The organism is Sinorhizobium americanum (assembly GCF_001651855.1).
Classification (GTDB): domain Bacteria; phylum Pseudomonadota; class Alphaproteobacteria; order Rhizobiales; family Rhizobiaceae; genus Sinorhizobium; species Sinorhizobium americanum.
The window spans coordinates 1-25160 of the sequence record NZ_LNQC01000074.1 but is presented as its reverse complement, the minus strand read 5'-3'; the positions used below and the strand labels follow the sequence as shown (position 1 = coordinate 25160).

Here is a 25160-nt window from a genome sequence, read left to right as displayed (position 1 = left end):
CGCGGAATTCGGAAAGAACTAAAGCCGCGTCCAGGTCTGCGACTTGCACAGCACCTTCAGCACGCAGCCCTTCATCTTCAGCGAGTTGCCGTCGACCGACCCCGAGCCGCTATAGGTCTTGTCGCTCTCCGGATCGGTGATCGCGCCGCTGTAGCTGCCATCGGTGCCGGCGAGATTGCCGATGCGCTTGCCCGCGTGCTTACCCGTCTTCAGCGTGACGCAGAAGGCGCCGCCACATGGGGCGATTTCCGCCGTGGCTCCGCTTGCTGTCTTCCAGTTACCAACAATCGGTTCGGCGGCATGAGCCGCTCCCACCGCTCCGAAGGCAAGTGCCGCGCTGACGAGCAAAGTACGAATCATTCAATGTCCTCCCTTGGAGACGGTCGGTTGCCCGCCGCGATCTGGATGCCTCGCATCGGAGGCCTCCTCGCCGTCCGAACGCTGCACGATAACTTACGCGTACGTAAAGGTAAATACGTGTTGCGATGCGAAAAGTAACCGCGGTGGAGCCCCTCATGCGAGTCGCGGAATTCGGCGTCAATCGCCTGGCAGGTGCTTTCTTGGTTAGCGATCGGTTGAAATCCGAGTTTGAATTTTCCGTAAATTTTGAACCGGATCGCCGCTGCCGCAGGCGCTTCGATGCTTAACGAAAACCCAAGTTTACCAAGTATTTGAACTTTGTTTGCGTCAAATTAAGCATGGATTTTAAGCGCCCGTTGAAGGCTGCGGGGGCATATTTGAAACCATAAGACGAGCGGTGAAAACACCCCGCCAAATCAGCCGGAGCCGACGCCGCAACAAGATGGCGCGACATCGGAATGCCCGCCAAGAGGCAAGACTGAAACAGGGACAACAAGAGCAAGCGACTGAAGCCCGGCGCGCCCCAAGGGGCGTGCCGCTTCGGCCAAACCAACAAAGAACGACAGGGACAAGAAAAATGGCACGCTTTGACTTCGAGATCACGTCGGATGCGGCAATGGGTGGCGAAAACCGGGCCGACATTCTTTGCGAAATGGGTCTTGCCTATGCGACCGGCCGCGGCCGGCCGGTGGACCTGGTGGCCGCCCATAAGTGGCTGAACATCGCTGCCATCAAGGGCTCGGACCGCGCCGCCGACCTTCGCGCTGATCTCGCCGCGACGATGAGCAAGACCGATCTTGCCGCAGCCCTGCGCGCCGCGCGCGAATGGATGACCGTGCATTGATACCGCACAGGCGGCGGTAGCAACTCCAGTTTAGCGCTCGGCCATGCTCCTGAGCACGGCGGGCAGGGCGGCCTCGAGCAAATCCATCTCGGCATCGGGGCCGGTGCTGATCCGGACGCACCGATTGAGCGGCGCGACGCCCGGCATGCGGATGAAGATGCCGTGATCGCCCATCAGCCGGTCGACGATCGAGCGGGCATAGGTTGCATCCCGTCCGCAGTCTATTGTGACGAAATTCGTCGCCGACGCCAACGGCAGCAGCCCGTTCTCCCGCGCAATGCCGGCGATCCGGTCGCGCGACGCTGCGATCCTCTGCGTCACTTCCTTCAGGTATTGCTGGTCGGAAAGGGCGGCCTGCGCCGCAGCCACACCGATGCGATTCATGCCGAAATGGTTGCGGATCTTGTCGAAGGCTTGTGCGGTACCCGGCGTTGTCAGCGCATAGCCGACGCGCGCGCCGGCGAGACCATAGGCCTTGGAGAAGGTGCGGGTGCGGATGACGTTCGGCCGGTCGATCAGGCTCTCGCTCGACGGCAGAGCTTCGGGCGGCGCCGTTTCGCAATAGGCTTCGTCGAGGATGAGCAGCGTCGTATCCGGCAAGGCGGCCGCAAACTCGATGATTCGCGCGGCCGGCCACCAACTCCCCATCGGATTGTCGGGATTGGCGAGATAGATGAGCGGCGCCGCCTCGCGCTTGACCGCAGCGAGCAGGCCATCGAGGTCTTCGCGGTCGTCCACGTAAGGCACGGTGACGAGCCGGCCGCCATGCCCTGCCACGTGATAATTGAAGGTCGGATAGCCTCCGAGCGAAGTCACCACCGGGGTGTCCCTCTCGACGACAAGGCGGACGATCTCCCCGAGCAGGCCGTCGATTCCCTCTCCGACGGCGATATGGGCAGGCGACGTGCCGAGATGCCCCGCAAGTGCGCGCCTCAGCTCGTAATTTTCGGGATCTGCATATTTCCAGGTTTCGCCGGCGGCTCGCTGGATGGCGAGGAAGACCGAATCGGCCGGCCCGAAGCCGCTCTCGTTGGCGCCAATGCGCGCGGCAATGCGGCGGCCGCGCTGCCGCTCGATCGCTTCCGGACCGACGAAGGGAACCGTGGCCGGCAGCGATCGGATGAGCGGCGTGAAACGCGAGAATGCGGACATCTGGACAACTGAGCTCCGTTCGAAAAGCGCCGCGGAACTTATCGCATCGGAACGGCAAGCGGAATGCGCAAAAAGGCGCAAGGGTCAGGGGTTGCCGCCCCGGAGCAAGGCAACCGGCGGCCGCGGCGGGGTAAGACGACCGGCGCCCGGGCCGGTTCCAGCTGTTTTGACGTTGCCGGCCTGTCCGGTAAAGAATTCGTGGCGCACGATTTGATGGAGGAATGCTTCGTCGATGGGCTTGATGAACTGCACCCCGATTCGGTTGTCTCGCCGGTGAACCTCGGCGCAGCCGATCCGGACATTCGTTCCGACGATGTGGAGATAGTAGTGCGCAGGCAGGCCGATCGTCGTGCTGACCGAGAAACTCGCTCCACCGCGCGAGATATCGATCATCTTGCAGGCGCGGATCGACACGCCGCCGAGGGCTGGCCGCACCGACATCAGCGTCGCGGCATGTCCGATCGCGAAACGTTCGTAACGCCGCTCGTAAAGCGGCGATGGGACAAGCGAATACATGGTCGACTGCAACATGCGTCGTGCTCCGATGATAGCGCCGCTCGCGAGACGTCGTGCGGTTCTTACGCCGCGGTCAACGGAGCTTTGCCAGACCCGGCAAGTCATTTGCCGGCACCTTCGAGACGGCGAGGCGCGCCTGAACGGTCGACGGCCACTTTCCACCAGCAATCTTGCAATCGCTTGAAAATATTCAATAGAAATCTAATGAAGCGCCCGGCCCAAGCGTCGGTGCGTCGCCCGCACTCATAATCCGCTCGAGAACTGGAGGCGAATCAGCGTGCGCAGGAATTCCTGTGCCAGCAGCATGTTGAAGCGCACGCCGAGTTCCGCCCCGCTGCGATGCACCTCGGCACAGCCGATCTCCTCCTTGAAGCCGTCGATCTCCAGAAAGAAGTGTTTCGGCAGCAGGATCGCAGCGTTGAAGTCGAGCATGGCGCCGCCGATCGAAATGTGCCGCAGCAGCGGCTGATATTTGGTCTTCGCCTTCAACTGACTGCCGATGACAAGAATGCGGCAGGGGCGCTCGATATGATAATGCGGATAGGCAACCGCCGACTGGCCGGGCTTTCCGTGAGCGACATGCATGATCATCGACATGGCGTGATCCGGGGAATACCTGTCTTGTCGGCGGGAAAATCCGCATGCACGGACTATCCTGTGGCGACGGACGTCACACTCGCCGATCCGACTTGCTTCAGCCTTGCCGCCAAGCGGTCAGAGCCGTCCGCACGACCACGACGAAAATGGCGGGAATTCCCGAAATTCGACAAAAAAATCTTGCATTGAAGGCGCGCTGCCACTAGTCAGGCGCTAACGGAGAGGTGGCCGAGTGGTCGAAGGCGCTCCCCTGCTAAGGGAGTATACCGGAAACGGTATCGAGGGTTCGAATCCCTTCTTCTCCGCCATATTCCAACAAAGCCCTTCACTCAGCTGCTGGCCGTGTTCCGGCAGAGCTGACATCAACACTTCCGTCGGCGCCCGTCGAAGCGCCGCTTCATGGTGCCATTGCCGAACGACTTCTCGCGTAAGGGTGGGCCAGCCTAAATTCCCCTCGGGTCTCTGCGCGAGTCGTCGGACATGCGCGAATCTCCAGCCGCTGATTCTCCGGGAATCGCTCGAAAAAGGCCTCGGCTCCAACTCCTCGGATGCCCGTCCTGGCGAGTCGAGACTTGTGCGAAGGCGGCGCGCGGTAGCTTCGCTGCCCGGTTTTGCCCTGTTTTCGGCCTCGTTCTGCCTCTTTCTGAAACAAAAGCGGTCCCGTGGGTCTCCGCTAACTCCCCATGGCTAAAGGATTTTCTTAAGACTTTGTTAAGAACCCCGGGCCGTCTTGGGCGATTTTGTGTCGTTTCAGCAACAGGGATCAGGGAAGGGCGGCGCAAAGGAGTTGATCTGACAAGTTGGACATTGCGCGCCCCTCTCCGTTTTGTATTTTCAACTCCGGAAGCAAGGGCGGTTGATCGTCCGACTTCTTGAACGTTGGGGATGGGGCAGGGAACGCTGTCCTTCAGCAAAGAAACCCAGACCCGTTTGAAACTTTTGACTGGAGGTCAGAAATGAACATCAAGAGCCTTCTTCTCGGCTCCGCTGCTGCTCTCGCAGCAGTATCCGGCGCCCAGGCTGCCGACGCTATCGTCGCTGCCGAGCCGGAGCCCATGGAATACGTTCGCGTCTGCGACGCTTTCGGCACCGGCTACTTCTACATCCCGGGCACGGAAACCTGCCTCAAGATTGGCGGCTTCATCCGCGTACAGGGCGACTTCGGCCGTGACGCTGCTGACAACCGTTGGGAAAACCCGCTGCAGTCCACGTCGGACTGGGACGTCTTCTCCCGCGCTTACATCTCGTTCGACGCCAAGAGCGACACCGAGTACGGCACGCTCACCGGCTTCTTCGCTGCTGAGTTCAACGCCGACAACGACTCCGACGAAGGCGACAGCCTGATCGACGTCGATGAAGCTTACATCCAGCTCGGCGGCCTCAAGGCCGGCTTCTTCTACAGCTGGTGGGATAAGGGCCTGAACGGCGAAACCGACTCGATCGGCGAAAACACCGAGTTCAACTCGATCGCTTACCTCTATGATGGCGGCACCTTCCAGGCCGGTATCGCTGTTGACGAACTCGAAGCTGCTACCACGAAGGCTAACGGCGTTGGCATCGAAGGTATCGTTTCCGCTACGCTCGGCGGCGTATCGTTCGACCTGCTCGGCGGCTTCGACACCGAACTCGAAGAAGGCGCGATCCGCGCTCTGCTTTCTGCAGACGTTGGTCCGGGCACCCTGCAGGCTGCTGCGATCTGGGCATCCGACCCGAACGCTTACTGGTCTGACTCCGAGTGGAGCGTTGCTGCTTCGTACCGCTTCAACGCAACCGAGAAGTTCGCAATCACCCCCGGCGCTCAGTACTGGGGTGACCTGAACGACGGCGCTGGCGGCTTCGACTCCGGTGACGATCAGTGGCGCGTTGGTATCACGGCTGATTACCAGATCACCGAAGGCCTCGCTTCGCGCTTCACGATCAACTACACGGACCCGGATAACGCTGAAGAGCAGGTCAGCGGCTTCCTCCGCCTGCAGCGTGACTTCTAATCTGACTTGACCTCGGTCAGTGGAGAGAAGCCCGGCTCTTGAGCCGGGCTTTTTCTTTTTTGGATGTAAGATACTACGACACTGAATAAGGCCCTGCTATGCCTCACCAACTTGGGGAGCCGGGCGTCATAGGAATATCCGTCAGCTTTGAATGAAAGCGGCGATTTCGTCTTTGAGGCCATCGACGTGCAAAAGCGGAGCGTGGCCCTGGCCGGGCGCGGTGATCGCAATCAGGCCGGAATGCCGCCGGGCCATTTCCTGCACCGTCGCCGCACTCAGCAATCGTGAATGCTCGCCGCGAATGACCATTATAGGTGTGTCCGCGAAGGCGTCGAATTGCGGCCACAGCGACGGCAGCACTGCTTCGCTGGTGAGGCCCCTCAGTTGCGCAGCGATCGCCGGGTCGAAGTCTGCCATCGGAACGCCGCCGACATCGCGATAGATCGCATCCGCCATCTCTCGCCAGTCCTGTGGACCGAGACGGGCGAAGTCTGGTCCGTGGAGGCGCTGGAGGAGGTCTGGGGCGTCCGCCCAGCTACTTGGGCGCGCCGGAGCATTGAGGTAGTCCCTGATCCTCAGCAGTCCTTCGATCTCGATCACCGGACCGATGTCGTTGAGCACGACCCGGCCGATGAGGGCAGGGGCGGACGCGATGAGGTAATGCAGGATGAGCCCGCCCCGCGACGTGCCGATGAAAGTCGCCTTGCTTATGCCGAAATGGGCGCAGGCCGCGACGACATCCACTGCCTCGACCGCGATCGTGTAGCGGCTCTTGTCGCTGTCGCGCTCCGACTGTCCGCGGCCGCGATAGTCCAGCGTGACGACGGGATAAGCACCGCCGTCGGGCGAGGCAAGGAAAGCTGCCAGGCGATGAAAATCGCGGCTGTTGCGCGTCAGCCCGGGCAAGCAGACGATGGGCGGTTTGCCACCGCCTATGACTTCGCTGCCGTAGCACCTGCCATAGAGCCTGAGGCCGTCCCTGGCGTGAAAATAGTGCTCCCGAAACACTTGTTCCTCACGCACCAGATGCTCTCGCATGGCACCACCTTTGCTTACTTGCAGGAGATTGTCCTTGTCTGGGGGGCCGCCCTCAGGAAGGATCGCGGCCCGTCCTCAGGTCGGCGACGATGTCCGCCTTCTGTCCGAGACGGGATTTGTAGACCTGGTAGTTCTCCATCACCCGCTGAACATAGTTGCGGGTTTCCTGAAAGGGAATGCGTTCGATCCAGTCGACCACCTCGTCGATCGGCTCGCCGCGCGGGTCGCCGTAGCGCGCCAGCCATTCCGGCACCCGGCCGGGTCCGGCGTTGTAGGCGATGAAGGTCAGGATATAGGAGCCGCCGAAGCGGTCGATCTGCTCGCCGAGATAGTGCGAGCCGAGCGTTGCGTTGTAGCCGGCGTCGCTCGTCAGCCGATCCTTGGAATAGGCAAGGCCGTAGCGGCTGGCGACGCCCTTCGCCGTAGCCGGCAGAAGCTGCAGCAGGCCGCGGGCGTTGGCGGCCGACACGGCGGCCGGATTGAAGGCGCTCTCCTGGCGGGCAATTGCGTAGGCAAGTGCCTTGCCGGCGCCGCTGATATTCGCGTCTGTCGGGATGACGCCGAGGGGAAAGGCGAGCGCGGCGACATCGATGCCGCGGCCGAACGCGATCTTGCCGATCTGCAGGGACAGTTGATGATTGCCCGCCTTTTCCGCCCGTGCCGAGAGAATGGCGAGTTCACCCGGATTGGTCAGGTCCTCGGCAAGCGCCCGGTAGAGGCTTTCCGCGCGCCAGCCGTGGCCGGCGGCTTCCAGGCGTTCGATAGCCCGAACGGCTTCGCGACCTTCCAGTCGTGCGCGATCCTCAGGGGTCGGCGAGGGATAGGCGACGTTGAGGGCTGGGCGGCCAAGCCGGGCTGCGGCGAGCTGGCCATAGAACGTGCCGGGATAGCGAGAGGCGTTGGTGAAATACTCGTCCGATTTCCCCGGGCCGCCGGCCTCGGCGGCACGTCCCAGCCAATACCAGGCCCGCGACGCCGAAATCGGCCGGCTGGACGTCTCCAGGATCTTCCGAAAGTGTCGCGCCGCCGTCGTTGGATCCTCCAACCCGCGCAGCGCATACCATCCAGCATGGAATTCGGCGTCGACGATGTCGGTCGCGTCGATGGCAGCATGATGGGCGGCAATGCGGTAGGCTCCGCGGAAATCGCCCTCGTCGAGCAGGCCGCGGCTGACGATCCTTCGTTCGGTCCACCACTCGCCGGCATCGACGAGGGCGTTGCTGTCCTTCGGCGCCAAAGCAAGGAGCTCCGCGGCCTCCTTAAATTTCTCCTGTTTGCGCAGATACTCGATGCGCAGGAAAAGATAGGCGGGACTGTCGCGCCAGGACGCATCGACCGCTTCAACCAGCGCCGCCGCCTTGCCGCTGCCGCGGCTGACCGCAGTCCAGGCCCTGTAGAGCGATTGCGCCTTGCCCAGGTCGCTGAATCTCTGCGCCTGTTCGACACGGCTGCGATAAAGGAGCATCTCCATGCGGCGCCTATGGTCGGCAGGCGTGAGCAGGGAGGAGAATTCCGAAAGGATTTTGCTTTCGGTCTCCTTGTCCAGCGTTTCCTTTAACCAGAAAGCACGGAGCTGATGCGCCGCCGCATTAGCCTTTCCTTCGGCCACGAGTGCCCGCGCAAGGATGATGGCGCCTTCAGCTGTTTCCGGCCGAGTCGAGCCGAAGGCGGCGACTACGTCTGCAGGACTGGGATTTTCGCGGTAGAGCGCCCGCTCGGAATAGGCGCGCAGCGTCTTCAGGCCGGGCCAGCCGCGAAGCTCGCGCTGCGCTTCGGCGATCTCGTAGGAGGGGATGTCCTTTTGCCCGGACACGGCGATCGCCCAGGTGAGGACATGGCGGTCGAGCGATCCCGCACGCATGCGGTTGCGGATAGCCATCGCCTCGGCTGGCTTGCGATCGAAGAGCGCATCGAGGCCGGTCTTCAGATCGGAAGCGACCGGCGCTATTGCGGCCCGTATGGCGCCTGTGACCTCGTTGGCGACAATCGATGCCGGCGCGCGCGTACCGGGCCTGTCCGTCGGCACGGGGATGCGGGTCTCGTTTGCAAGGGCGGAGGACGCCAGCATCGCGGCGCCGGAAATGGCGGCGACAGCCAGAAAGTGTGGTCCGCGCATCAAGCCCCGTGCTTCCCCGTTTCTCTCAACTCATTAGCTGCCGGATTTGCTAACGAAAAGTTAGCGGCCATCCGTCATCGCTGCAATCGCCGGCAAAGGCGGATCCTCGTGCATCCCTGGCTTCCCCCGCCGATCGACGCGCGTCGAGCGGTCGAATTGCGGGAAAACTGCTAGGAAATGCGCCTGTCCGGCGCTTGCCGCGGCCATGTCACATGATTATGGTGCGGCAGTTTCTAACCGTCGAATGCGGCCAAAGCGTGGGCGCATATTTGCCCCGTCAGCCGTCAGGAGTTGTGCATGTTCAAGGGTTCCATTCCCGCACTCGTAACACCGTTCACGTCCACCGGCGCGGTGGACGCGGCAAGTTTCGTCGCGCATGTGGAATGGCAGATAAAAGAGGGCAGCCACGGCCTGGTGCCCGTGGGCACCACCGGTGAATCGCCGACCCTTTCGCACGACGAACACAAGCAGGTGGTGGAGCTCTGTGTCGAGGCGGCGGCGCGGCGCGTGCCGGTTATCGCCGGCGCCGGCTCCAACAACACGACCGAGGCGGTCGAACTGGCGCAGCACGCCGAAAAGGCCGGCGCGGATGCCATCCTGGTCGTGACGCCGTACTACAACAAGCCGACGCAGAAGGGCCTCTTCGCTCACTATGCGGCGATTGCCGAAAGCGTGAAGCTGCCAATCGTCATCTATAACATTCCGGGCCGCTCGGTCGTCGACATGAGCGTCGAGACCATGGCCGCGCTGGCAAACGCCTATCCGACGATCATCGGCGTTAAGGATGCGACCGGCAAGATCGAGCGTGTCTCCGAGCAGCGCATGGCCTGCGGCAAGAATTTCGTCCAACTTTCCGGCGAGGACGCGACAGCGCTCGGCTTCAACGCCCATGGCGGCGTGGGCTGCATCTCGGTAACTGCAAATGTCGTGCCGCGCCTCTGCGCCGAGTTCCAGGAAGCGACGCTTGCCGGTGACTACGCCAAGGCGCTGGAATATCAGGACAAGTTGATGCCGCTTCATAAGGCCATCTTCATGGAGCCCGGTCTCTGCGGCGCAAAATATGCGCTTCATCGCCTCGGGCGGATGAGCCGCGCCGTGCGCTCGCCGCTGCTGCCGACGCTCGAGCCGACGACCGAAGCGGCGATCGACGCGGCGCTCAGGCACGCGGGATTGATGAACTGATGGCACCCAAGGGCAGCGAGCGCACGGTCAGGAAAGTGGTGGCGGAAAACCGCAAGGCCCGCTTCAACTACGAGATCGTCGATACCTACGAGGCCGGCCTTGTGCTGACCGGCACGGAGGTCAAGTCGTTGCGCGAGGGGAAAGCCAATATTTCGGAATCCTACGCCACCGACGAGGGCGGCGAGATCTGGCTGATCAATTCCTACCTGCCGGAATATCTCCAGGCCAATCGCTTCAATCACGAGACCCGGCGGCGCCGCAAATTGCTGTTGTCGAAGCGCGAGGTGAACCGGCTGCAGGGCGCGGTCAATCGTGAGGGCATGTCGCTTATTCCGCTCAAGATCTATTTCAACGAGCGGGGCCGGGCGAAGCTGGAACTGGCTCTCGGCAAGGGCAAGAAGCTGCACGACAAGCGCGAAACCTCCAAGGAGCGCGATTGGAACCGGCAGAAAAACCGGCTGCTGAAGGAGCGCGGCTGACGCGTTGCCGCGCAGCATCTCCGTCGCCATTGCGAAAAGCGAGCAAAAAGCAGGCTAGATGCATCGTCCCGCGCGCGGAAAAGCCGGGGGAACGAGCGGGATTGAAGCCGGTGTCAATTAAAGCTCGGCGTCGTTGGAAACGGGCTCGGGCGGGCGTGCCATGCGTTCGGACGGCTCGCGGCCGATCTCGCCCCTCAGTGTCGCCAGATCGATGAAGTGGTCGGCCTGGCGGCGCAGGTCGTCGGCGATCATCGGCGGCTGCGTCGACATCGTCGAGACGACCGAAACCTTGCGTCCCTTGCGCTGCAGCGCCTCGACAAGCGTGGTGAAATCACCGTCACCCGAAAAGATCACCAGATGATCGACGGTTTCGGACTGCTCCATGGCGTCGATCGCCAGCTCGATATCCATGTTGCCCTTGATCTTGCGCCGACCGAGCGAGTCGGTGAATTCCTTCGCCGGTTTGGTGACGACCTTGTAGCCGTTGTAATCCAGCCAGTCGATCAAGGGGCGGATAGAGGAGTATTCCTGGTCTTCGATAAGTGCGGTGTAATAATAAGCGCGCAGCAGGTAACCACGTTTCTGGAACGCCTTCAGCAGCTTTCTATAATCGATGTCGAAGCCCAGGCTCTTCGAGGCGGCGTAGAGATTGGCGCCATCGATGAAAAGAGCGATTTTTTCGCGAGGATCGAACATCGTAATTTCCTTTTCCATGCCCTGCGCATTATAGCCATCTGCCCCCGCAGAAGGCGCGCAGAAAATAGGCGCATTACATTAATAATTGCTGATATTGCAAATAATGTAAGTTATGCCACGCATTAATCCAAGCGGCGTACGGTGCATATAGCAAGTTTTAGCAGTTGCTCCAGTTCATCCACACTTCAATTTACGATTGCTGGTGGAGATTTCGGCTGGCGCCTCCCAAAATACAATCCATATATGTGGACCTCGGCCGCATCGCGGATATGTCGTATTCTATCATGGGGCCGGGAATGATGTGAGCGGTGGACGCAGGAAAAACTTGAACTTGTGCTGTTTTGATTGTATCCGGGCGATTAATTCCAGAAATCGGAGCCGCAAGTGCCGTCCTGTCGCGGCGTTCCGGTTTCGTGTCGTTAATCCTGCCGCGGCCGCCGCCGCGCTCTCGCAAAGGACAAGGCCATGGCCCGCGTCACCGTCGAAGACTGCATCGACAAGGTCGAAAACCGTTTCGAACTCGTCCTGCTCGCCAGCCACCGCGCACGCCTGATCTCTCAGGGCGCTCCGATCACGGTCGACCGCGACAACGACAAGAATCCGGTTGTCGCCCTGCGCGAGATCGCCGACGAGACCCTTTCGCCGGGCGATCTCAAGGAAGATCTGATCCATTCCCTGCAGAAGCATGTGGAAGTGGACGAGCCCGAGCCCGATGCGGCCGCGATCGCCCAGTCGGAACCGGCCGCTTTTGCGGAGGCCGCGGAAGACGAGGAACAGCCGGAGGCTTTGACCTTCGACCGCATGTCGGAAGAGGAGCTGCTGGCCGGCATCGAAGGCCTGGTACCGCCGGAAAAGAGCGACGACTACTGAGATCCGTTCGCGAACAGCCGTTCCAAACGTGTTTTCGAAGCAGTGCGCCACTCATATGATTGGCGCACTTTTTGTTTGTCCGACTGTCATGGAGCCGCCTGCGAATGATGCGCCAATACGAGCTCGTTGAGCGCGTTCAGAAATACAAGCCCGACGTGAACGAGGCCTTGCTGAACAAGGCCTATGTCTATGCCATGCAGAAGCACGGGCAGCAGAAGCGGGCAAGCGGCGATCCCTACATTTCCCATCCGCTCGAAGTGGCGGCGATCCTCACGGAAATGCACCTCGACGAATCGACGATCGCCGTTGCGCTGCTGCATGACACGATCGAGGACACCACGGCGACGCGGCAGGAGATCGACGAACTCTTCGGCGAGGACATTGGCGCGCTGGTCGAAGGCCTGACGAAGATCAAGAAACTCGACCTCGTCACCAAGAAGGCCAAGCAGGCGGAGAACCTGCGCAAGCTGCTGTTGGCGATTTCGGACGATGTCCGCGTGCTTCTGGTGAAGCTCGCCGACCGGCTGCACAATATGCGCACGCTCGACCACATGTCGGCGGAGAAACGCGCCCGCATCTCCGAGGAGACGATGGACATCTATGCGCCGCTGGCCGGGCGCATGGGCATGCAGGACATGCGCGAGGAGCTCGAGAACCTTGCCTTCCGCCATATCAATCCGGAGGCCTACGAGACCGTCACGAGGAGGCTGGAAGAGCTCTCCCAGCGCAACGAGGGCTTGATCAAGAAGATCGAGGAGGAACTGAGCGAGTTGCTGCAGGCCGAGGGCTTGCGAAATGCCCAGGTGAAGGGACGTCAGAAGAAGCCCTATTCCGTCTTCCGCAAGATGCAGTCGAAATCGCTTTCCTTCGAGCAGCTGTCAGATGTCTGGGGCTTCCGCATCATGGTCGACGATATCCCCTCCTGCTATCGGGCGCTCGGCATTGTGCATACCCGCTGGCGCGTCGTTCCCGGCCGGTTCAAGGACTATGTTTCGACGCCGAAGCAGAACGATTACCAGTCGATCCACACGACGATCATCGGGCCTTCGCGCCAGCGCATCGAGCTGCAGATCCGCACCAGGCGCATGCATGAGATCGCCGAGTACGGTATTGCCGCCCATGCTCTCTACAAGGATCGCGACGCCCTCACGGGCGATCCGACACGGTCTCCGACGTCGAACGCCTATGCCTGGCTGCGGCGCACGATCGAATCGCTTGCAGAAGGCGACAATCCCGAGGAATTTTTAGAGCATACCAAGCTCGAACTCTTCCAGGACCAGGTTTTCTGCTTCACACCCAAGGGGCAATTGATCGCGCTGCCGCGCGGCGCCACGCCGATCGACTTCGCCTATGCGGTGCACACCAATATCGGCGACACCTGCGTCGGCGCCAAGATCAACGGCCGCATCATGCCGCTCGTCACCCGCCTCAACAACGGCGACGAGGTGGAGATCATCCGCTCGGGCATCCAGGTGCCGCCGCCCGCCTGGGAGGAGATCGTCGTCACCGGAAAGGCACGCGCGGCGATCCGGCGCGCCACCCGTGCCGCCATCCGCAAGCAATATGCGGGTCTCGGCTACCGCATCCTGGAGCGCACATTCGAACGGGCCGGCAAGAGCTTCTCGCGTGAGGGGCTGAAGCCGGTGCTGCACCGGCTCGGCCAGAAGGAAGTCGAGGATGCGATTGCCGCCGTCGGCCGGGGTGAGCTCTCCTCGCTCGACGTCCTGCGCGCCGTCTTCCCCGACCATCAGGACGAACGGGTGACCGTGAAGCCGAGTGCCGACGACGGCTGGTTCAACATGCGTAGTGCCGCCGGCATGGTCTTCAAGCTGCCGGAGCGTTCTAAGGAGGCAGCCGCGGCGGGGCAGGTGGAGGGTCCGGAAGCGCTGCCGATCCGCGGCCTTTCCGGCAATGCGGAGGTGCATTTCAGTCCTGCCGGGGCTGTTCCCGGCGATCGGATCGTCGGCATCATGGATCGGGACAAGGGCATCACCATCTATCCCATCCAGTCGCCGATCCTGCAGAAGTTCGACGAGGAGCCGGAGCGCTGGATCGACGTTCGTTGGGACCTCGACGAGGCCAACAACAACCGCTTCATGGCGCGGATCGCCGTGAGTGCCCTGAACGAACCCGGCACGCTGGCCGAGATCGCCCAGGCGATCGCCACCAGCGACGTCAATATCCGCTCGCTTTCCATGGGGCGGGTTGCCGCCGATTTCAGCGAGCTGCAGTTCGATCTGGAGGTCTGGGACCTGCGTCAGCTCAATCACCTGACGACGCAGCTCAAGGAGTTGCCGAGCATTTCCCTGGTCAAGCGGCTTTTCGACTAGGCCTGCCTCCGCTTCATGCCTCTTTTGTGAGCAATGCGAGGCATAAAATCGGCATGTCATGCGCTGTATGCATGGCTGCCGGCTGATCATGGCGCTGGTAGAACACCGATCGCTAAACTACTTATCGGATCGGGAGGTAAACGAAGAGGTTTGCCATGTTCAAGCAATTGAAGAAAATTACCCGTGCTCTGCACATCCCCACCATCGAAGAGCGCGAAATCGCCTATCTGAACGGTTCGATCGACCGCATCGACCTCGAATACCGTCAGCGCCAGATCGACCGCGGCCTGTTTCGCAAGGACTTTTGATCCGCAGGTAACCTAAGCTGATGCGCTTTCGGGATCCCATGGATCCGGTGGCGAAAAAGACATGGACCGCCACGGATCAGTGCGGAAGTGTGTTTTCGAGCTATGCATATGCTGAATAGCTCGAAGGACAGCTCCAGCCCTTGGCCGTCAACCTTGCGCCTTGCGGGTCTGACGCCTATCTTTGCGCCCATCACAGGGCGCCGATGGGCGGTTTCAAGATGCGACGACCACAGAATGCTATTTAGGCGCAGAGAACCGGTCACGATGTCCGAACGGCTTCGCGCCTTCTTCTGGCCGCGCAAGGGGCTCTCGCGCGGTCCGCGTTATATCGCCCTGCGCATACTCCGGCTGAATTCCTCTCCCCATTCGATCGCCGTCGGCGTAGCGGCTGGCGCAGCCGCCGCGTGCACGCCGTTGTTCGGCCTGCACATTGTCCTGGCTGTCATGCTCGCCTGGCTCTTCTCCGGCAATCTCGTGGCAGCGATCATCACCACTGCGCTCGCCAATCCGATTACCATTCCGGTGATCCTGACCGCATCTTACGAAATCGGCGCCGCGCTCACGGGACCGCAGCCCGGGCCGGGTGTCGGCTCGGCAGAGTTCGCCCGATTGATCGAGCAAATGCAGCTTGCCGAACTTTGGGGGCCGGTGCTCAAGCCTGTGCTCGTCGGCTCGCTGGCGCTTGCGCTCGCCGGCGCATTGATCTTTTACCCGCTTGCCTTCCAGACCGCCCGGATATTCCAGGTCCGGCGGCGAGAGCGGTTGCAAAAAGCCGGATACACGTCATGATCATCGGCATCGGCAGCGATCTCATCGATATTCGCCGCATCGAGAACTCGCTCGAACGATTTGGCGAGCGTTTCGTCAACCGCTGTTTCACCGACATCGAGATCGCCAAGTCGGATGCGCGCAAAAACCGCGCGGCCTCCTATGCCAAGCGTTTCGCCGCCAAGGAGGCCTGTTCGAAGGCGCTCGGCACCGGGCTTGCCCAAGGCGTCTTCTGGAAGGACATGGGTGTGGTCAACATGCCGGGCGGCAAGCCGACGATGCAACTGACCGGCGGCGCGGCCGCCCGCCTTCAGGAGATGCTGCCCATTGGGCACCGGGCAGCCATTCATCTGACGATCACCGATGACTTCCCGCTTGCACAAGCTTTCGTGATTATCGAGGCGCTGCCGGTTGCCCCCGCCGAGGGAACGGTTTAGAGCACTGCCGGATAGTGCCGGCTCCGGCAGTCGCTTGAAGCGAACTGACCCGGTGAACACGTGGATGCGGTTGCGCGGCAGGACGACAAGGAAGAACTGAGCGTGGAAGAAAAGACAGAAACGCACCAGAGCGCCCTCTGGGAGAATGTGAAGGTCATTGTTCAGGCGCTGCTCCTGGCTTTGGTCATCCGCACCGTTTTCTTCCAGCCTTTCACGATTCCGTCCGGCTCGATGATGCCGACGCTGCTCGTCGGCGACTATATCTTCGTCAACAAGTTCGCCTACGGCTATTCGAAATACTCGCTGCCCTTTTCGCCGGACCTTTTCAGCGGCCGGATCTTTGCGAGCGAGCCGAAGCGCGGCGATATCGTCGTCTTCCGCTTTCCGCCCAATCCGGACATCGACTATATCAAGCGTGTCGTAGGCCTGCCGGGCGACCGAATTCAGGTCAGGAACGGTGTCCTCCACGTCAACGGCAAGCCGGTCGATCGGGTCCCCGACGGAACCTTCCGTGCAGACGATAATTATGACACCGGCGGCGACGTGCCCGTCTACCGCGAGACCTTGGACACGGGTGTGACCTATGACACGCTCGACCAGTTCCCGGATTCCAGCGGAGACAACACCCGCGAATTCCTGGTGCCGGAAGGCCATTATTTCATGATGGGCGACAACAGGGACAATTCCTCGGACAGCCGCTTCGACGTCGGTTTCGTGCCGGCGGAAAACCTGGTCGGTCGCGCCAGCATGATTTTCTTCTCCCTCGGCAATGACACGTCCTTCCTAAAAATCTGGAACTGGCCGGCGAATCTGCGTTACGACCGGCTGTTCAAGGTTGTCGAATGATGAAGGGACGGTCGCTGAGCGCGGAGGATCGGGCGAGGCTCGAGACCGCGATCGGTTATCAGTTCGCCGAGAAGGAGCGCCTCGACCGCGCGCTGACCCATTCCAGCGCCCGCAATGCGCGGGCAAGCAACTATCAGCGGCTTGAATTCCTCGGCGACCGCGTTCTCGGACTTTGCGTCGCCGAACTTTTGTTCCAGACCTTTCTCGACGCCAATGAGGGAGAGCTGTCGGTTCGATTGAACCAACTTGTCAGCGCCGAGAGCTGCGCCCGGGTGGCCGACGAGTTGTCGCTGCACGAATTCATTCGCACCGGCTCCGACGTGAAGAAGATCACCGGCAAGCACATGATGAATGTGCGGGCCGATGTGGTAGAGTCGCTGATCGCCGCGATCTATCTCGATGGCGGCCTGGAGGCGGCGCGTCGCTTCGTGCTGCGGCACTGGACCGATCGCGCCGCAAGCGCCGACGGTGCCCGCCGAGACGCCAAGACGGAATTGCAGGAATGGGCGCACGCCAAGTTCGGGGTTGCGCCGAGATACAGGACGGATGATCGCTCCGGTCCCGACCACGATCCGCGTTTCACCGTGACCGTCGAGGTCGACGGCATCGAGCCGGAAACCGGGACCGATCGCTCGAAGCGCGGAGCCGAGCAGATCGCTGCAATGCGATTGTTGGAACGCGAAGGTGTTTGGCAGAAACAGTCTGCCGGAAATTGACGGAAGCTATGACGGACAAGGAACAGGTTACGGGCGCCGACGGCACGGCGACCCGCTCGGGCTTCGTGGCGTTGATCGGCGCAACGAATGCAGGCAAATCGACGTTGGTGAACCACCTGGTCGGCGCGAAGGTATCGATCGTCAGCCACAAGGTGCAGACGACGCGGGCGATCATCCGCGGCATTGCCATTCATGACAGGACCCAGATCGTCTTCATGGACACGCCCGGCATCTTCAAGCCGCGACGCCGGCTCGACCGGGCCATGGTGACGACGGCCTGGGGCGGCGCGAAGGATGCCGACCTGATCATGCTGCTGATCGACAGCGAGCGCGGACTGAAGGGCGACGCCGAAACGATCCTCCAGGGTCTTAAGGACGTTCACCAGCCGAAGATCCTGGTCCTCAACAAGATCGACCGGGTTCGCCCGGAGGACCTCTTGAAGCTTGCGGCCGCCGCTAACGAAGTCGTTCCGTTCGAGCGTACCTTCATGATTTCGGCACTTACTGGCTCCGGCTGCAAGGATCTCATGGATTATCTCGCCACGGCACTGCCGGAGGGGCCGTGGTACTATCCGGAGGACCAGATTTCCGATTTGCCGATGCGGCAGCTCGCCGCCGAGATCACCCGCGAGAAGCTGTTCCTGCGCCTGCATCAGGAACTCCCTTACGCGTCCCACGTCGAGACGGAGAAATGGGAGGAGCGCAAGGACGGCTCGGTGCGCATAGAGCAGGTGATCTATGTCGAGCGCGACAGTCAGAAGAAGATCGCGCTCGGCAAGGGCGGGGAGGCGATCAAGGCGATCTCGACCGCGGCCCGGAAGGAAATTTCCGAGATCCTGGAGCAGCCCGTGCACCTCTTTCTGTTCGTCAAGGTGCGCGAGAACTGGGGTGACGATCCGGAGCGTTTCCGCGAAATGGGCCTCGATTTTCCCAGATAAGCGGTTAACGTAGCGGCTATTTTTGGTCATTCGAGGCGGCGAGCCTCTTGTTCAGAAGCGGTCCGATCGTCTCGGCCCGATTGGTCCAGACGTAGCCGGAAAAATTCTCCGGAACGAGGGCGAGCTGTTCGGCGCTGTCGATTCCGGATGTGAAGTCGCCGCCACGATGCGGCCCGAGCAGGATGATCTCGCTTCCGGCGGCCTGCATTCGGGCGGCAAATCGATTCGGCCACCCCCACAGAAAGGGCGCGTAATTGGCGGGTACGACGATCAGCGTATCGCTGCAGGCTTCGGGCAAGATCCCCGTCCAGCCATAGGCGGCATAGCGGCCAAGGCAGGCCATGGTGGATTGCCGGTCGTAGCCCCTCAGCCCGCCGACCAACCGCAGGGTCTCCTGCGTCGGCGCTCTGCCTCCGTAGACCCCGAAGATCAATTTGCGCCACTCCGGGTGAAACCGCAGCATCACGGCAAGGGTCGCACCTTCCTCGCGCCGCTCGCTCTTGAAATTGATCAGGAAGCGGCCGTGGGGCAGGGCGGTGAAGACTTCCCTCAGTGTCGGCATCTCGCCTTCTCCCTGGCCGCGGAAGGGAAACGTCTTGCCGCCGTCCGCCGTGTAGCCGTAACCGATGTCGAGCGTCTTCAGCTTGGACATCGGCGTCTCTTCCGTGACGCCCGCTCCATTGGTGCGGCAGTCGAGCGTCCAATCGTGGAAGACGGCGAACTGGCGGTCCGGCGTCAGGTGGACATCCAGTTCGATCACCTCGGCGCCGCTGTCGAGTGCTGCGCGCATGGAGGCGATCGTGTTCTCGAGATAGGCATGGCGCGGCGGTTCGATACGCTCAGCCGTGCAGGTGTCGTTGCCCACCTCGTCCAGACTGAAGACCTGATGAATGCCGCGATGGGCGAGAACCTTCGCGGCGCCGGCGGGCGGTGTCACGAGATAGGACGTGTTGAGGACCCAGACGATGGCGACGATGATGACCGCGACGACGGCGATGACGGCGAGTTTCCTCATCGTAAATCCTCCTCTCGCACCGTGCTCTGCTCGGCATAGCGGCGCTTCCGCACGTGCGCCGTCACGCTTCCTGTGATGCCGATTGCGAACAAACTGTCACCTCGGCGCGCGATTGACCGGTAGTGAGCCCCATGGGAGGTAGGCTCCCGAACCGCCCAATGCAATGCCACAGGAGAACTTAGGTGCCGCAGCTCGTCCAGGGAAAATGGGTCAAGAATGATGTCGCGGCAAGCGAGATGAAGGACGGTGCGTTCCATCGCGAGCCGACCCGCTTCCGCAATTGGATCACCGCTGACGGGCAATCCGGGCCCGACGGCCAGCCGGCATCCGCCGCCGAAGCGGGACGTTACCGGTTGTTTGTCTCCTATCTCTGCCCCTGGGCTTCCCGGACGATCGCCATGCGCAATCTCAAGGGACTTCGGGAGATCGTCGGGCTTACGGCCGCAAATCCCGTCCTCAGGGAGGACGGGTGGACCTATGACGAGCCTGTGGATGCAGGCAGCCGCGTCGGCCGCATCCGCTACCATCATCAGCTTTATACCGCGAGTGACCCGGCCTATACCGGCAAGGTCTCCGTCCCTGTGCTCTGGGACATGCAGGAAGGGCGCATCGTCAACAACGAGTCGGCCGACATCCTTCGCATCCTCAACACGGCCTTCGACCACTTGTCCGGCAACCGCCTCGACTTCTATCCGTCGGCGCTCCGTGCCGCCATCGATCGCTGGAACGGGCCGATCTACGCGTCTGTGAACAATGGCGTCTACCGGGCCGGATTCGCCAAGACCCAGACCGCCTACGAGGAGGCCGTCATGGTCCTTTTCGACATGCTCGACGAACTCGAGTGGCATCTCGACGTGAAACGATATCTCGCAGGCGAATATCTGACCGAGGCAGACATCCGCCTCTTCGTGACCCTGATCCGCTTCGACGCCGCCTATCACGGCGCCTTCAAATGCAATCTCCGCCGGCTCGACGATTATCCCTGCCTCTCCAACTACCTGCGCGAGCTCTACCAGTGGCCGGGAATTCGTGAAACCGTCCGGATCGAGGATATCAAGCGCGGATACTACGGTATCAGGCACATCAATCCCACCGGGATCGTGCCGGCGGGTCCCGTGATCGACTTCGATCGCCCACATGATCGATCACGTCTTGCCGGTCTCGGAGTTTTCGGCGCCTAGACTAAGACTAGCGGGTCACTCGCGGGCAACCCCACTCCGGCAGGCGTCCGATTTTTTCGGATTGTACTAAGGAAGCAAATCCTTGAGGGGCCACAGCACAACCCCATTGATTAACCGCCGAACGCCGCTAAGTTAATGTAAGTTCTGATGGATAGGAGCCTCACGAGGCTGGCCTGACGACATCCCGGTTGCAGCCCCGTGCCTTTGCACGGCGCCAGCCCGCCGGAGGCCGTGAGGCTTGCCCGAGCCGGTTCTCGCTGCTTCTGGACTCAACCAGCGCTGTTGCGGCGCGCACCTTCCGGAGGCCGACCCGAACCGCCCGCTCCATGCGGAAGAACCCATATGTCCGTATAGGTCTGGCGCTGAGGTTGGATATGAATGCAGCATTGTTGAAGTTGCTTCGCCGTCTTGTCCAGAAGGGAACTCTGACGGTCATCTTTTCATCGGGAAGGAAAGTTGTTCTTGGTGATGGTACGGGGAAGCCCGCCGCCATGCATATAACGGATGATGAGGCGGAAAAGGCCATATTGTACGACCCCGGCCTGAAATTCGGCGAAATGTACATGGACGGCCGTATCGTGATCGAAGAGGGCGATATTTTCGACGTCCTGGCGATCATCAAGAGCAATGGTGTGGAAAACGCGGCGACCTTTGCCAACTCCATCGTCGCACTTGGGCACGTATTGCGTCAGCAGCTAAAAAGTCGGCTGCCGGTCAACCGCAACCGATACAATGTCGCCCATCATTACGATCTTGACGGCAAGCTCTTCAACCTCTTCCTCGACGAGGACTGGCAATATTCCTGCGCCTATTTCCATCCGCCGGGCATTTCGCTCGACGAGGCGCAGCGCGCCAAGAAGCGCCACATCGCGGCGAAGCTGCTGCTCGAGCCGGGCCAGAGCGTGCTGGAGGTCGGTTCCGGCTGGGGCGGTCTGGCGATGTATCTTGCCGAAGCAACGGGCGTCGACGTCACCGGCATCACCCTGAGCGAGGAGCAGCTGAAGGTCTCGCGCGAGCGCGCCGCCCGCCGCGGGCTTTCCGATCGCGTTCGGTTCGAATTGCAGGATTACCGCACCCTGCAGGGACGGCAGTTCGACCGGATCGTCTCCGTGGGCATGTTCGAGCATGTGGGCATCGGCAACTACAGCAATTTCTTCCGCAAGATGAAGGAACTGCTCAAGCCTGACGGCGTCATGCTGCTTCATTCGATCGGCCAGGTCTACAAGCCCTGGGCGACCAATCCTTGGATCGAGAAGTACATCTTCCCCGGCGGCTACATCCCGGCGCTTTCCGAGGTCCTGCCGCCGGTCGAAAGCACGCGCCTGCTCGTCAAGGACATCGAGATCCTGCCGATGCACTATGCTTGGACGCTCCGCGCCTGGCGCGAGCGTTTTGCCGCCCGGCGCGAGGAAGCGGTGAAGCTCTATGACGAACGCTTCTTCCGGATGTGGGAGTTCTATCTCGCCGCTTCCGAAACTGCCTTCCTCTACGACAAGCACTTCATCTTCCAACTCCAGCTTTCGCCGTCGCTGGAGACCGTACCGGTCTCGCGCGATTACATCGAAGCGAAGGAGCGCGAATTGCTGGAGTTCGAGAAAACCCGCTCGCGGTTGGAGCTCGTCGCGGTCTAGCGAGAGTTCGTGAAGCGGCGGGTGTTCTCGCCCATCGGCCTCCTTCTCCCCGCAGGCGGAAGGAGACGCGCCGTGCCCTTTCGTCCCCTCTGCCGCGCGCGAAGAGGGCTACTCCTCGGCTTAAACGCGAGAGAGGGGCGGGTCCGCCTTGCCCGCGACGTCGGGCGCTATAAGAGTCTGCCAATCTGCCATCTGTTGTGGAGTTCGAGTACCCGACTACCAGCCCTCACTTGGCCTTCATCATCTGCACCTTTATGGTCCGGCTGGAAACAACGGACGGAACGCAGACATGACCGCAAAGCCCATCGCCGCCATCATCGCAAGCGAGATCAAGGCGACTGCCGCCCAGGTGGGCGCCGCCGTCGAACTCCTCGATGCCGGAGCGACGGTGCCTTTCATCGCCCGCTACCGCAAGGAGATCACCGGCGGTCTCGACGACACCCAATTGCGCACCCTCTCGGAGCGGCTCACCTATTTGCGGGAGCTCGAAGCGCGCCGGGCGTCCATTCTCGAGTCGATTCGTGGCCAGGGCAAGCTCACCGACGAGCTTGAAGGCAAGATCGCTGCCGCCGTAACCAAGGCGGAGCTCGAGGACATCTACCTGCCCTACAAGCCGAAACGGCGAACCAAGGCGGAGATTGCCCGGGAGCGCGGTCTCGGGCCGCTCGCCGAGGCGATCCTTGCCGATCGCTCGATTGCGCCGGCCGAACGGGCGGAAGTCTTCATCTCAGCCGAGGTTCCGGACGTGAAGGCGGCGCTCGACGGCGCCCGCGACATCATTGCCGAAGGCATCACCGAAAACGCCGACCTGCTGGGCCGGTTGCGCAATCATATGCGGGAGACGGCATTCCTGCGGGCGAAGGTCGTCGACGGCAAGCAGGAGGCGGGGGCTAAGTTCTCGGATTACTTCGATCACTCGGAGCGCTGGGCAACGGCGCCGGGTCATCGCGCGCTGGCGATGCTGCGCGGCTGGAATGAAGAAATCCTTTCGGTCGATATCGTCGTCGACCAGGAGGCGGTCTCTCCGCAAAAGCCGGTCGAGCGCATGATCGCCGTCGCCTACGAGGTCGGCGGGCACCTGCCCGGTGACAAATGGCTGCTGGAGGTGATCGGCTGGACCTGGCGCGTCAAGCTGTCGCTGTCCCTGTCGCTGGACCTCGTGCGCGAACTGCGCGAGCGCGCCGAGGAGGAGGCGATCCGCGTCTTTGCGCGCAACCTCAAGGACCTGTTGCTTGCGGCGCCGGCCGGCTCGCGTCCGACCATGGGCCTCGATCCGGGCATCCGGACCGGCGTTAAGGTCGCCGTCGTCGACGGCACCGGCAAGCTGCTCGAGACGACGACGGTCTACCCGTTCCCTCCGAAGAACGACGTTCGCGGCACGCAGGCAGAACTCGCGGCGCTCGTCCGCAAGCACAAGGTCGAACTGATCGCCATAGGCAACGGCACCGGCAGCCGCGAAACGGAGAAGCTGGTCTCCGACATGCTGGTCCAGATGCCGACACCGAAACCGACCAAAGTGATCGTTTCCGAGGCTGGCGCCTCCGTCTATTCCGCTTCGGAGACGGCGGCGGCGGAATTTCCCAACCTCGACGTATCGCTTCGCGGTGCCGTGTCGATCGCCCGCAGGCTGCAGGACCCGCTTGCCGAGTTGGTCAAGATCGAACCGAAATCGATCGGCGTCGGCCAGTACCAGCACGACGTCGACCAGTCGCACCTCAGCCGTTCTTTGGACGCCGTCGTCGAGGATGCGGTGAACGCCGTCGGCGTCGATCTCAACACCGCATCGGCACCGTTGCTGGCGCGTGTTTCCGGCCTGGGCAAGTCGTCGGCCGAAGCGATCGTGGCACATCGCGATGCGATGGGGGCCTTTTCAAAGCGGCAGGATCTTCTCAAGGTGTCGCGTCTCGGTGCCCGCACCTTCGAGCAGTGCGCCGGCTTCCTGCGGATAACCAACGGATCCGAGCCGCTCGACGCCTCGGCCGTGCACCCCGAGGCCTATGGCGTGGCCAAGAAGATCGTCGCCGCCTGCGGCCGGGATGTGCGCTCGCTGATGGGTGACAGTGCGGCGCTGAAGAAACTCGATCCGCGCAGCTTCGTCGACGAACGATTCGGTCTGCCAACGGTGAAGGACATTCTGTCCGAACTGGAGAAGCCGGGCCGCGATCCGCGCCCGAGCTTCAAGACGGCGACCTTCGCCGAGGGGGTCGACGACATCAAGGATCTGAAGGTCGGCATGCAGCTCGAAGGGACGGTGACCAATGTCGCGGCCTTCGGCGCCTTCGTCGACATCGGGGTGCATCAGGACGGGCTCGTGCATGTCTCCCAGCTCGCCGATCGTTTCGTCAAAGATCCGCATGAGGTCGTCAAGGCCGGCGACGTGGTGCGGGTTCGCGTCACCGAGATCGACGTGGCGCGCAAACGCATCGGGCTCAGCATGCGCAAGGATGGAGGCGCCGAAACGGGACGGGAGGCGAGGGGGCAGTCGTCTGGGAGCGGCAATCGCAATGCTGCAGCACGACCGCAACAATCTCAGGCGCCGACCCAAGGTGCATTTGGCGCTGCGCTCATGGAGGCGATGAAGAAAAAATAAGAGCGCTGCAATGGAACGGCGGCGCGCCGAGCATCGTTACGTGCTCATCGGCTCGCGGTGCGATGGTCGCGGCTGGGTGCCGACCATAGGAATGCCGGATACGGCGGAACAGGTCAGCGGAAACCCCTCTTCCGCCGGAGTCCCGGCGAGAGGAGGTGCGTTATGGTACCCAATGCAATTCGCATCCTTCCGCACGCCATTCTTCTGGCGGCGGCAACCCTATATCCCCAGATGGCTGGTGCGCAGGCGGTCCTGAATTGTGCCGATCGTGCGAAAGTGATCGAGTTTCTCGCCAAGCAATATTCCGAGAAGCAGGCCGCGGTCGGTATGGTCAATCAGCAGGCGGTGATGGAGCTCTACGCCGCCGACAGCGGCACCTGGACTTTGGTCATCACCGACGTCTCAGGCCGAAGCTGCGTGATCCTCGCCGGCAAGAGCTGGGAGACGATCATTCCCGTCGGCCCGAAGGCCTAGTCTTAGTCTAGTGCCCGTCCATAAACGGTAAACTGCTGAAATTATTGGGTGAATCGCGATATCTGCGCGGGCAAAGCCCGGCGGCTTC

At 61.8% G+C, this 25160-nt stretch carries 24 protein-coding genes and 1 tRNA gene; 17 read left to right on the top strand and 8 right to left on the bottom strand.

Annotated elements, in window-relative coordinates; translation table 11 throughout:
- Positions 1–18: 18 nt before the first annotated feature.
- Positions 19–360: a DUF2147 domain-containing protein gene (locus tag ATC00_RS22695; protein ID WP_064254518.1), complete on the bottom strand. Its 342-nt coding sequence runs from the start codon at positions 358–360 to the stop codon at positions 19–21.
- Positions 361–937: 577 nt separating this feature from the next.
- Between ATC00_RS22695 and ATC00_RS22690 the strand changes: the two genes are divergently transcribed.
- Complete coding sequence (locus ATC00_RS22690; protein WP_018239181.1) at positions 938–1204, top strand: sel1 repeat family protein; 267 nt, start codon at positions 938–940, stop codon at positions 1202–1204.
- A gap of 30 nt (positions 1205–1234) precedes the next feature.
- Here the strand turns inward: ATC00_RS22690 and ATC00_RS22685 are convergent, their stop codons facing one another.
- From ATC00_RS22685 to ATC00_RS22675, 3 genes are all read right to left on the bottom strand, one after another.
- Positions 1235–2356, bottom strand: coding sequence for a pyridoxal phosphate-dependent aminotransferase (locus ATC00_RS22685; RefSeq protein ID WP_064254561.1), 1122 nt, complete (start codon positions 2354–2356; stop codon positions 1235–1237).
- An 84-nt stretch (positions 2357–2440) separates the two neighbouring features.
- Positions 2441–2887: a PilZ domain-containing protein gene (locus ATC00_RS22680; protein WP_064254517.1), complete on the bottom strand. Its 447-nt coding sequence runs from the start codon at positions 2885–2887 to the stop codon at positions 2441–2443.
- Between the two features lie 228 nt (positions 2888–3115).
- Positions 3116–3469, bottom strand: a complete 354-nt coding sequence (locus ATC00_RS22675; protein ID WP_064254516.1) for a hypothetical protein — start codon at positions 3467–3469, stop codon at positions 3116–3118.
- A 218-nt stretch (positions 3470–3687) separates the two neighbouring features.
- On the opposite strand from ATC00_RS22675, the gene ATC00_RS22670 reads away from it, so the two are divergent.
- Positions 3688–3777: transfer RNA gene (locus ATC00_RS22670), tRNA-Ser, on the top strand.
- Positions 3778–4425: 648 nt separating this feature from the next.
- Positions 4426–5457 carry a porin gene (locus ATC00_RS22665; protein WP_064254515.1) on the top strand — a complete coding sequence of 344 codons (1032 nt, stop codon included), beginning with the start codon at positions 4426–4428 and terminating at the stop codon, positions 5455–5457.
- Between the two features lie 141 nt (positions 5458–5598).
- Here ATC00_RS22665 and ATC00_RS22660 read toward each other — a convergent pair whose 3' ends face one another.
- Both ATC00_RS22660 and ATC00_RS22655 read right to left on the bottom strand, forming a co-directional pair.
- A complete protein-coding gene (locus ATC00_RS22660; RefSeq protein WP_064254514.1) occupies positions 5599–6495 on the bottom strand; it encodes an alpha/beta fold hydrolase in 897 nt (298 codons plus the stop codon).
- A 52-nt stretch (positions 6496–6547) separates the two neighbouring features.
- Positions 6548–8611, bottom strand: coding sequence for a lytic transglycosylase domain-containing protein (locus tag ATC00_RS22655; RefSeq protein ID WP_064254513.1), 2064 nt, complete (start codon positions 8609–8611; stop codon positions 6548–6550).
- Positions 8612–8908: 297 nt separating this feature from the next.
- Between ATC00_RS22655 and dapA the strand changes: the two genes are divergently transcribed.
- Positions 8909–9793 carry a 4-hydroxy-tetrahydrodipicolinate synthase gene (gene dapA, locus ATC00_RS22650; protein ID WP_064254512.1) on the top strand — a complete coding sequence of 295 codons (885 nt, stop codon included), beginning with the start codon at positions 8909–8911 and terminating at the stop codon, positions 9791–9793.
- Positions 9793–10272 (top strand): SsrA-binding protein SmpB, encoded by a 480-nt coding sequence (smpB, locus tag ATC00_RS22645; protein WP_037379627.1) that lies wholly within the window; start codon positions 9793–9795, stop codon positions 10270–10272. Before dapA ends, smpB begins: the two co-directional genes overlap by 1 nt.
- Positions 10273–10389: 117 nt before the next feature.
- On the opposite strand, the gene ATC00_RS22640 is transcribed toward smpB, so the two are convergent.
- A complete protein-coding gene (locus ATC00_RS22640; protein WP_037379629.1) occupies positions 10390–10968 on the bottom strand; it encodes a LabA-like NYN domain-containing protein in 579 nt (192 codons plus the stop codon).
- A 465-nt stretch (positions 10969–11433) separates the two neighbouring features.
- Between ATC00_RS22640 and rpoZ the strand changes: the two genes are divergently transcribed.
- From rpoZ to era, 8 genes are all read left to right on the top strand, one after another.
- The gene (gene rpoZ, locus ATC00_RS22635; protein WP_037379631.1) at positions 11434–11838 is read left to right on the top strand and encodes a DNA-directed RNA polymerase subunit omega; all 405 of its coding nucleotides are present in this window, start codon (positions 11434–11436) and stop codon (positions 11836–11838) included.
- A 104-nt stretch (positions 11839–11942) separates the two neighbouring features.
- The gene (locus ATC00_RS22630) at positions 11943–14168 is read left to right on the top strand and encodes a RelA/SpoT family protein (protein WP_064254511.1); all 2226 of its coding nucleotides are present in this window, start codon (positions 11943–11945) and stop codon (positions 14166–14168) included.
- A gap of 155 nt (positions 14169–14323) precedes the next feature.
- Positions 14324–14476: a DUF3563 family protein gene (locus ATC00_RS30590; protein ID WP_064506643.1), complete on the top strand. Its 153-nt coding sequence runs from the start codon at positions 14324–14326 to the stop codon at positions 14474–14476.
- A gap of 264 nt (positions 14477–14740) precedes the next feature.
- Positions 14741–15265, top strand: a complete 525-nt coding sequence (locus ATC00_RS22625; RefSeq protein WP_234782407.1) for a DUF2062 domain-containing protein — start codon at positions 14741–14743, stop codon at positions 15263–15265.
- Positions 15262–15681, top strand: coding sequence for a holo-ACP synthase (acpS, locus tag ATC00_RS22620; RefSeq protein WP_037379638.1), 420 nt, complete (start codon positions 15262–15264; stop codon positions 15679–15681). Before ATC00_RS22625 ends, acpS begins: the two co-directional genes overlap by 4 nt.
- Before the next feature lie 102 nt (positions 15682–15783).
- Positions 15784–16527 carry a signal peptidase I gene (gene lepB, locus ATC00_RS22615; RefSeq protein ID WP_037379989.1) on the top strand — a complete coding sequence of 248 codons (744 nt, stop codon included), beginning with the start codon at positions 15784–15786 and terminating at the stop codon, positions 16525–16527.
- Positions 16527–17243, top strand: coding sequence for a ribonuclease III (gene rnc / locus ATC00_RS22610; protein WP_132075459.1), 717 nt, complete (start codon positions 16527–16529; stop codon positions 17241–17243). Before lepB ends, rnc begins: the two co-directional genes overlap by 1 nt.
- An 8-nt stretch (positions 17244–17251) precedes the next feature.
- Positions 17252–18181 (top strand): GTPase Era, encoded by a 930-nt coding sequence (era, locus tag ATC00_RS22605; RefSeq protein ID WP_037379642.1) that lies wholly within the window; start codon positions 17252–17254, stop codon positions 18179–18181.
- Between the two features lie 16 nt (positions 18182–18197).
- Here era and ATC00_RS22600 read toward each other — a convergent pair whose 3' ends face one another.
- Positions 18198–19196 (bottom strand): glycerophosphodiester phosphodiesterase family protein, encoded by a 999-nt coding sequence (locus ATC00_RS22600; RefSeq protein WP_064254510.1) that lies wholly within the window; start codon positions 19194–19196, stop codon positions 18198–18200.
- A gap of 182 nt (positions 19197–19378) precedes the next feature.
- Here ATC00_RS22600 and ATC00_RS22595 point away from each other — a divergent pair, with 182 nt between their 5' ends.
- The 4 genes from ATC00_RS22595 to ATC00_RS22580 all read left to right on the top strand — a co-directional run bounded on the left by ATC00_RS22595 (position 19379) and on the right by ATC00_RS22580 (position 25072).
- Positions 19379–20377 (top strand): glutathione S-transferase family protein, encoded by a 999-nt coding sequence (locus ATC00_RS22595; RefSeq protein WP_037379645.1) that lies wholly within the window; start codon positions 19379–19381, stop codon positions 20375–20377.
- A 374-nt stretch (positions 20378–20751) separates the two neighbouring features.
- On the top strand, positions 20752–22008 hold the full coding sequence (locus tag ATC00_RS22590; RefSeq protein ID WP_064254509.1) for an SAM-dependent methyltransferase: 1257 nt from the start codon (positions 20752–20754) through the stop codon (positions 22006–22008).
- A gap of 289 nt (positions 22009–22297) precedes the next feature.
- Positions 22298–24598 carry a Tex family protein gene (locus tag ATC00_RS22585; RefSeq protein ID WP_064254508.1) on the top strand — a complete coding sequence of 767 codons (2301 nt, stop codon included), beginning with the start codon at positions 22298–22300 and terminating at the stop codon, positions 24596–24598.
- Positions 24599–24760: 162 nt separating this feature from the next.
- Entirely contained in the window at positions 24761–25072 is a 312-nt protein-coding gene (locus ATC00_RS22580) for a hypothetical protein (protein ID WP_037379653.1), read from the top strand.
- Positions 25073–25160: the final 88 nt, after the last annotated feature.

Excerpts from the sequence above, each read along its gene's own strand:
- ATC00_RS22590 (WP_064254509.1), top strand. The coding sequence starts at position 20,752 with ATGAATGCAGCATTGTTGAAGTTGCTTCGCCGTCTTGTCCAGAAGGGA.
- ATC00_RS22660 (WP_064254514.1), bottom strand. The coding sequence starts at position 6,495 with ATGCGAGAGCATCTGGTGCGTGAGGAACAAGTGTTTCGGGAGCACTAT.
- ATC00_RS22585 (WP_064254508.1), top strand. The coding sequence starts at position 22,298 with ATGACCGCAAAGCCCATCGCCGCCATCATCGCAAGCGAGATCAAGGCG.
- ATC00_RS22695 (WP_064254518.1), bottom strand. The coding sequence starts at position 360 with ATGATTCGTACTTTGCTCGTCAGCGCGGCACTTGCCTTCGGAGCGGTG.
- ATC00_RS22655 (WP_064254513.1), bottom strand. The coding sequence starts at position 8,611 with ATGCGCGGACCACACTTTCTGGCTGTCGCCGCCATTTCCGGCGCCGCG.
- ATC00_RS22680 (WP_064254517.1), bottom strand. The coding sequence starts at position 2,887 with ATGTTGCAGTCGACCATGTATTCGCTTGTCCCATCGCCGCTTTACGAG.
- ATC00_RS22690 (WP_018239181.1), top strand. The coding sequence starts at position 938 with ATGGCACGCTTTGACTTCGAGATCACGTCGGATGCGGCAATGGGTGGC.
- ATC00_RS22630 (WP_064254511.1), top strand. The coding sequence starts at position 11,943 with ATGATGCGCCAATACGAGCTCGTTGAGCGCGTTCAGAAATACAAGCCC.
- ATC00_RS22640 (WP_037379629.1), bottom strand. The coding sequence starts at position 10,968 with ATGTTCGATCCTCGCGAAAAAATCGCTCTTTTCATCGATGGCGCCAAT.
- ATC00_RS22600 (WP_064254510.1), bottom strand. The coding sequence starts at position 19,196 with ATGAGGAAACTCGCCGTCATCGCCGTCGTCGCGGTCATCATCGTCGCC.
- ATC00_RS22675 (WP_064254516.1), bottom strand. The coding sequence starts at position 3,469 with ATGTCGATGATCATGCATGTCGCTCACGGAAAGCCCGGCCAGTCGGCG.
- ATC00_RS22580 (WP_037379653.1), top strand. The coding sequence starts at position 24,761 with ATGGTACCCAATGCAATTCGCATCCTTCCGCACGCCATTCTTCTGGCG.
- ATC00_RS30590 (WP_064506643.1), top strand. The coding sequence starts at position 14,324 with ATGTTCAAGCAATTGAAGAAAATTACCCGTGCTCTGCACATCCCCACC.
- acpS (WP_037379638.1), top strand. The coding sequence starts at position 15,262 with ATGATCATCGGCATCGGCAGCGATCTCATCGATATTCGCCGCATCGAG.
- rnc (WP_132075459.1), top strand. The coding sequence starts at position 16,527 with ATGAAGGGACGGTCGCTGAGCGCGGAGGATCGGGCGAGGCTCGAGACC.
- dapA (WP_064254512.1), top strand. The coding sequence starts at position 8,909 with ATGTTCAAGGGTTCCATTCCCGCACTCGTAACACCGTTCACGTCCACC.
- era (WP_037379642.1), top strand. The coding sequence starts at position 17,252 with ATGACGGACAAGGAACAGGTTACGGGCGCCGACGGCACGGCGACCCGC.
- ATC00_RS22685 (WP_064254561.1), bottom strand. The coding sequence starts at position 2,356 with ATGTCCGCATTCTCGCGTTTCACGCCGCTCATCCGATCGCTGCCGGCC.
- rpoZ (WP_037379631.1), top strand. The coding sequence starts at position 11,434 with ATGGCCCGCGTCACCGTCGAAGACTGCATCGACAAGGTCGAAAACCGT.
- ATC00_RS22665 (WP_064254515.1), top strand. The coding sequence starts at position 4,426 with ATGAACATCAAGAGCCTTCTTCTCGGCTCCGCTGCTGCTCTCGCAGCA.
- ATC00_RS22625 (WP_234782407.1), top strand. The coding sequence starts at position 14,741 with ATGTCCGAACGGCTTCGCGCCTTCTTCTGGCCGCGCAAGGGGCTCTCG.
- smpB (WP_037379627.1), top strand. The coding sequence starts at position 9,793 with ATGGCACCCAAGGGCAGCGAGCGCACGGTCAGGAAAGTGGTGGCGGAA.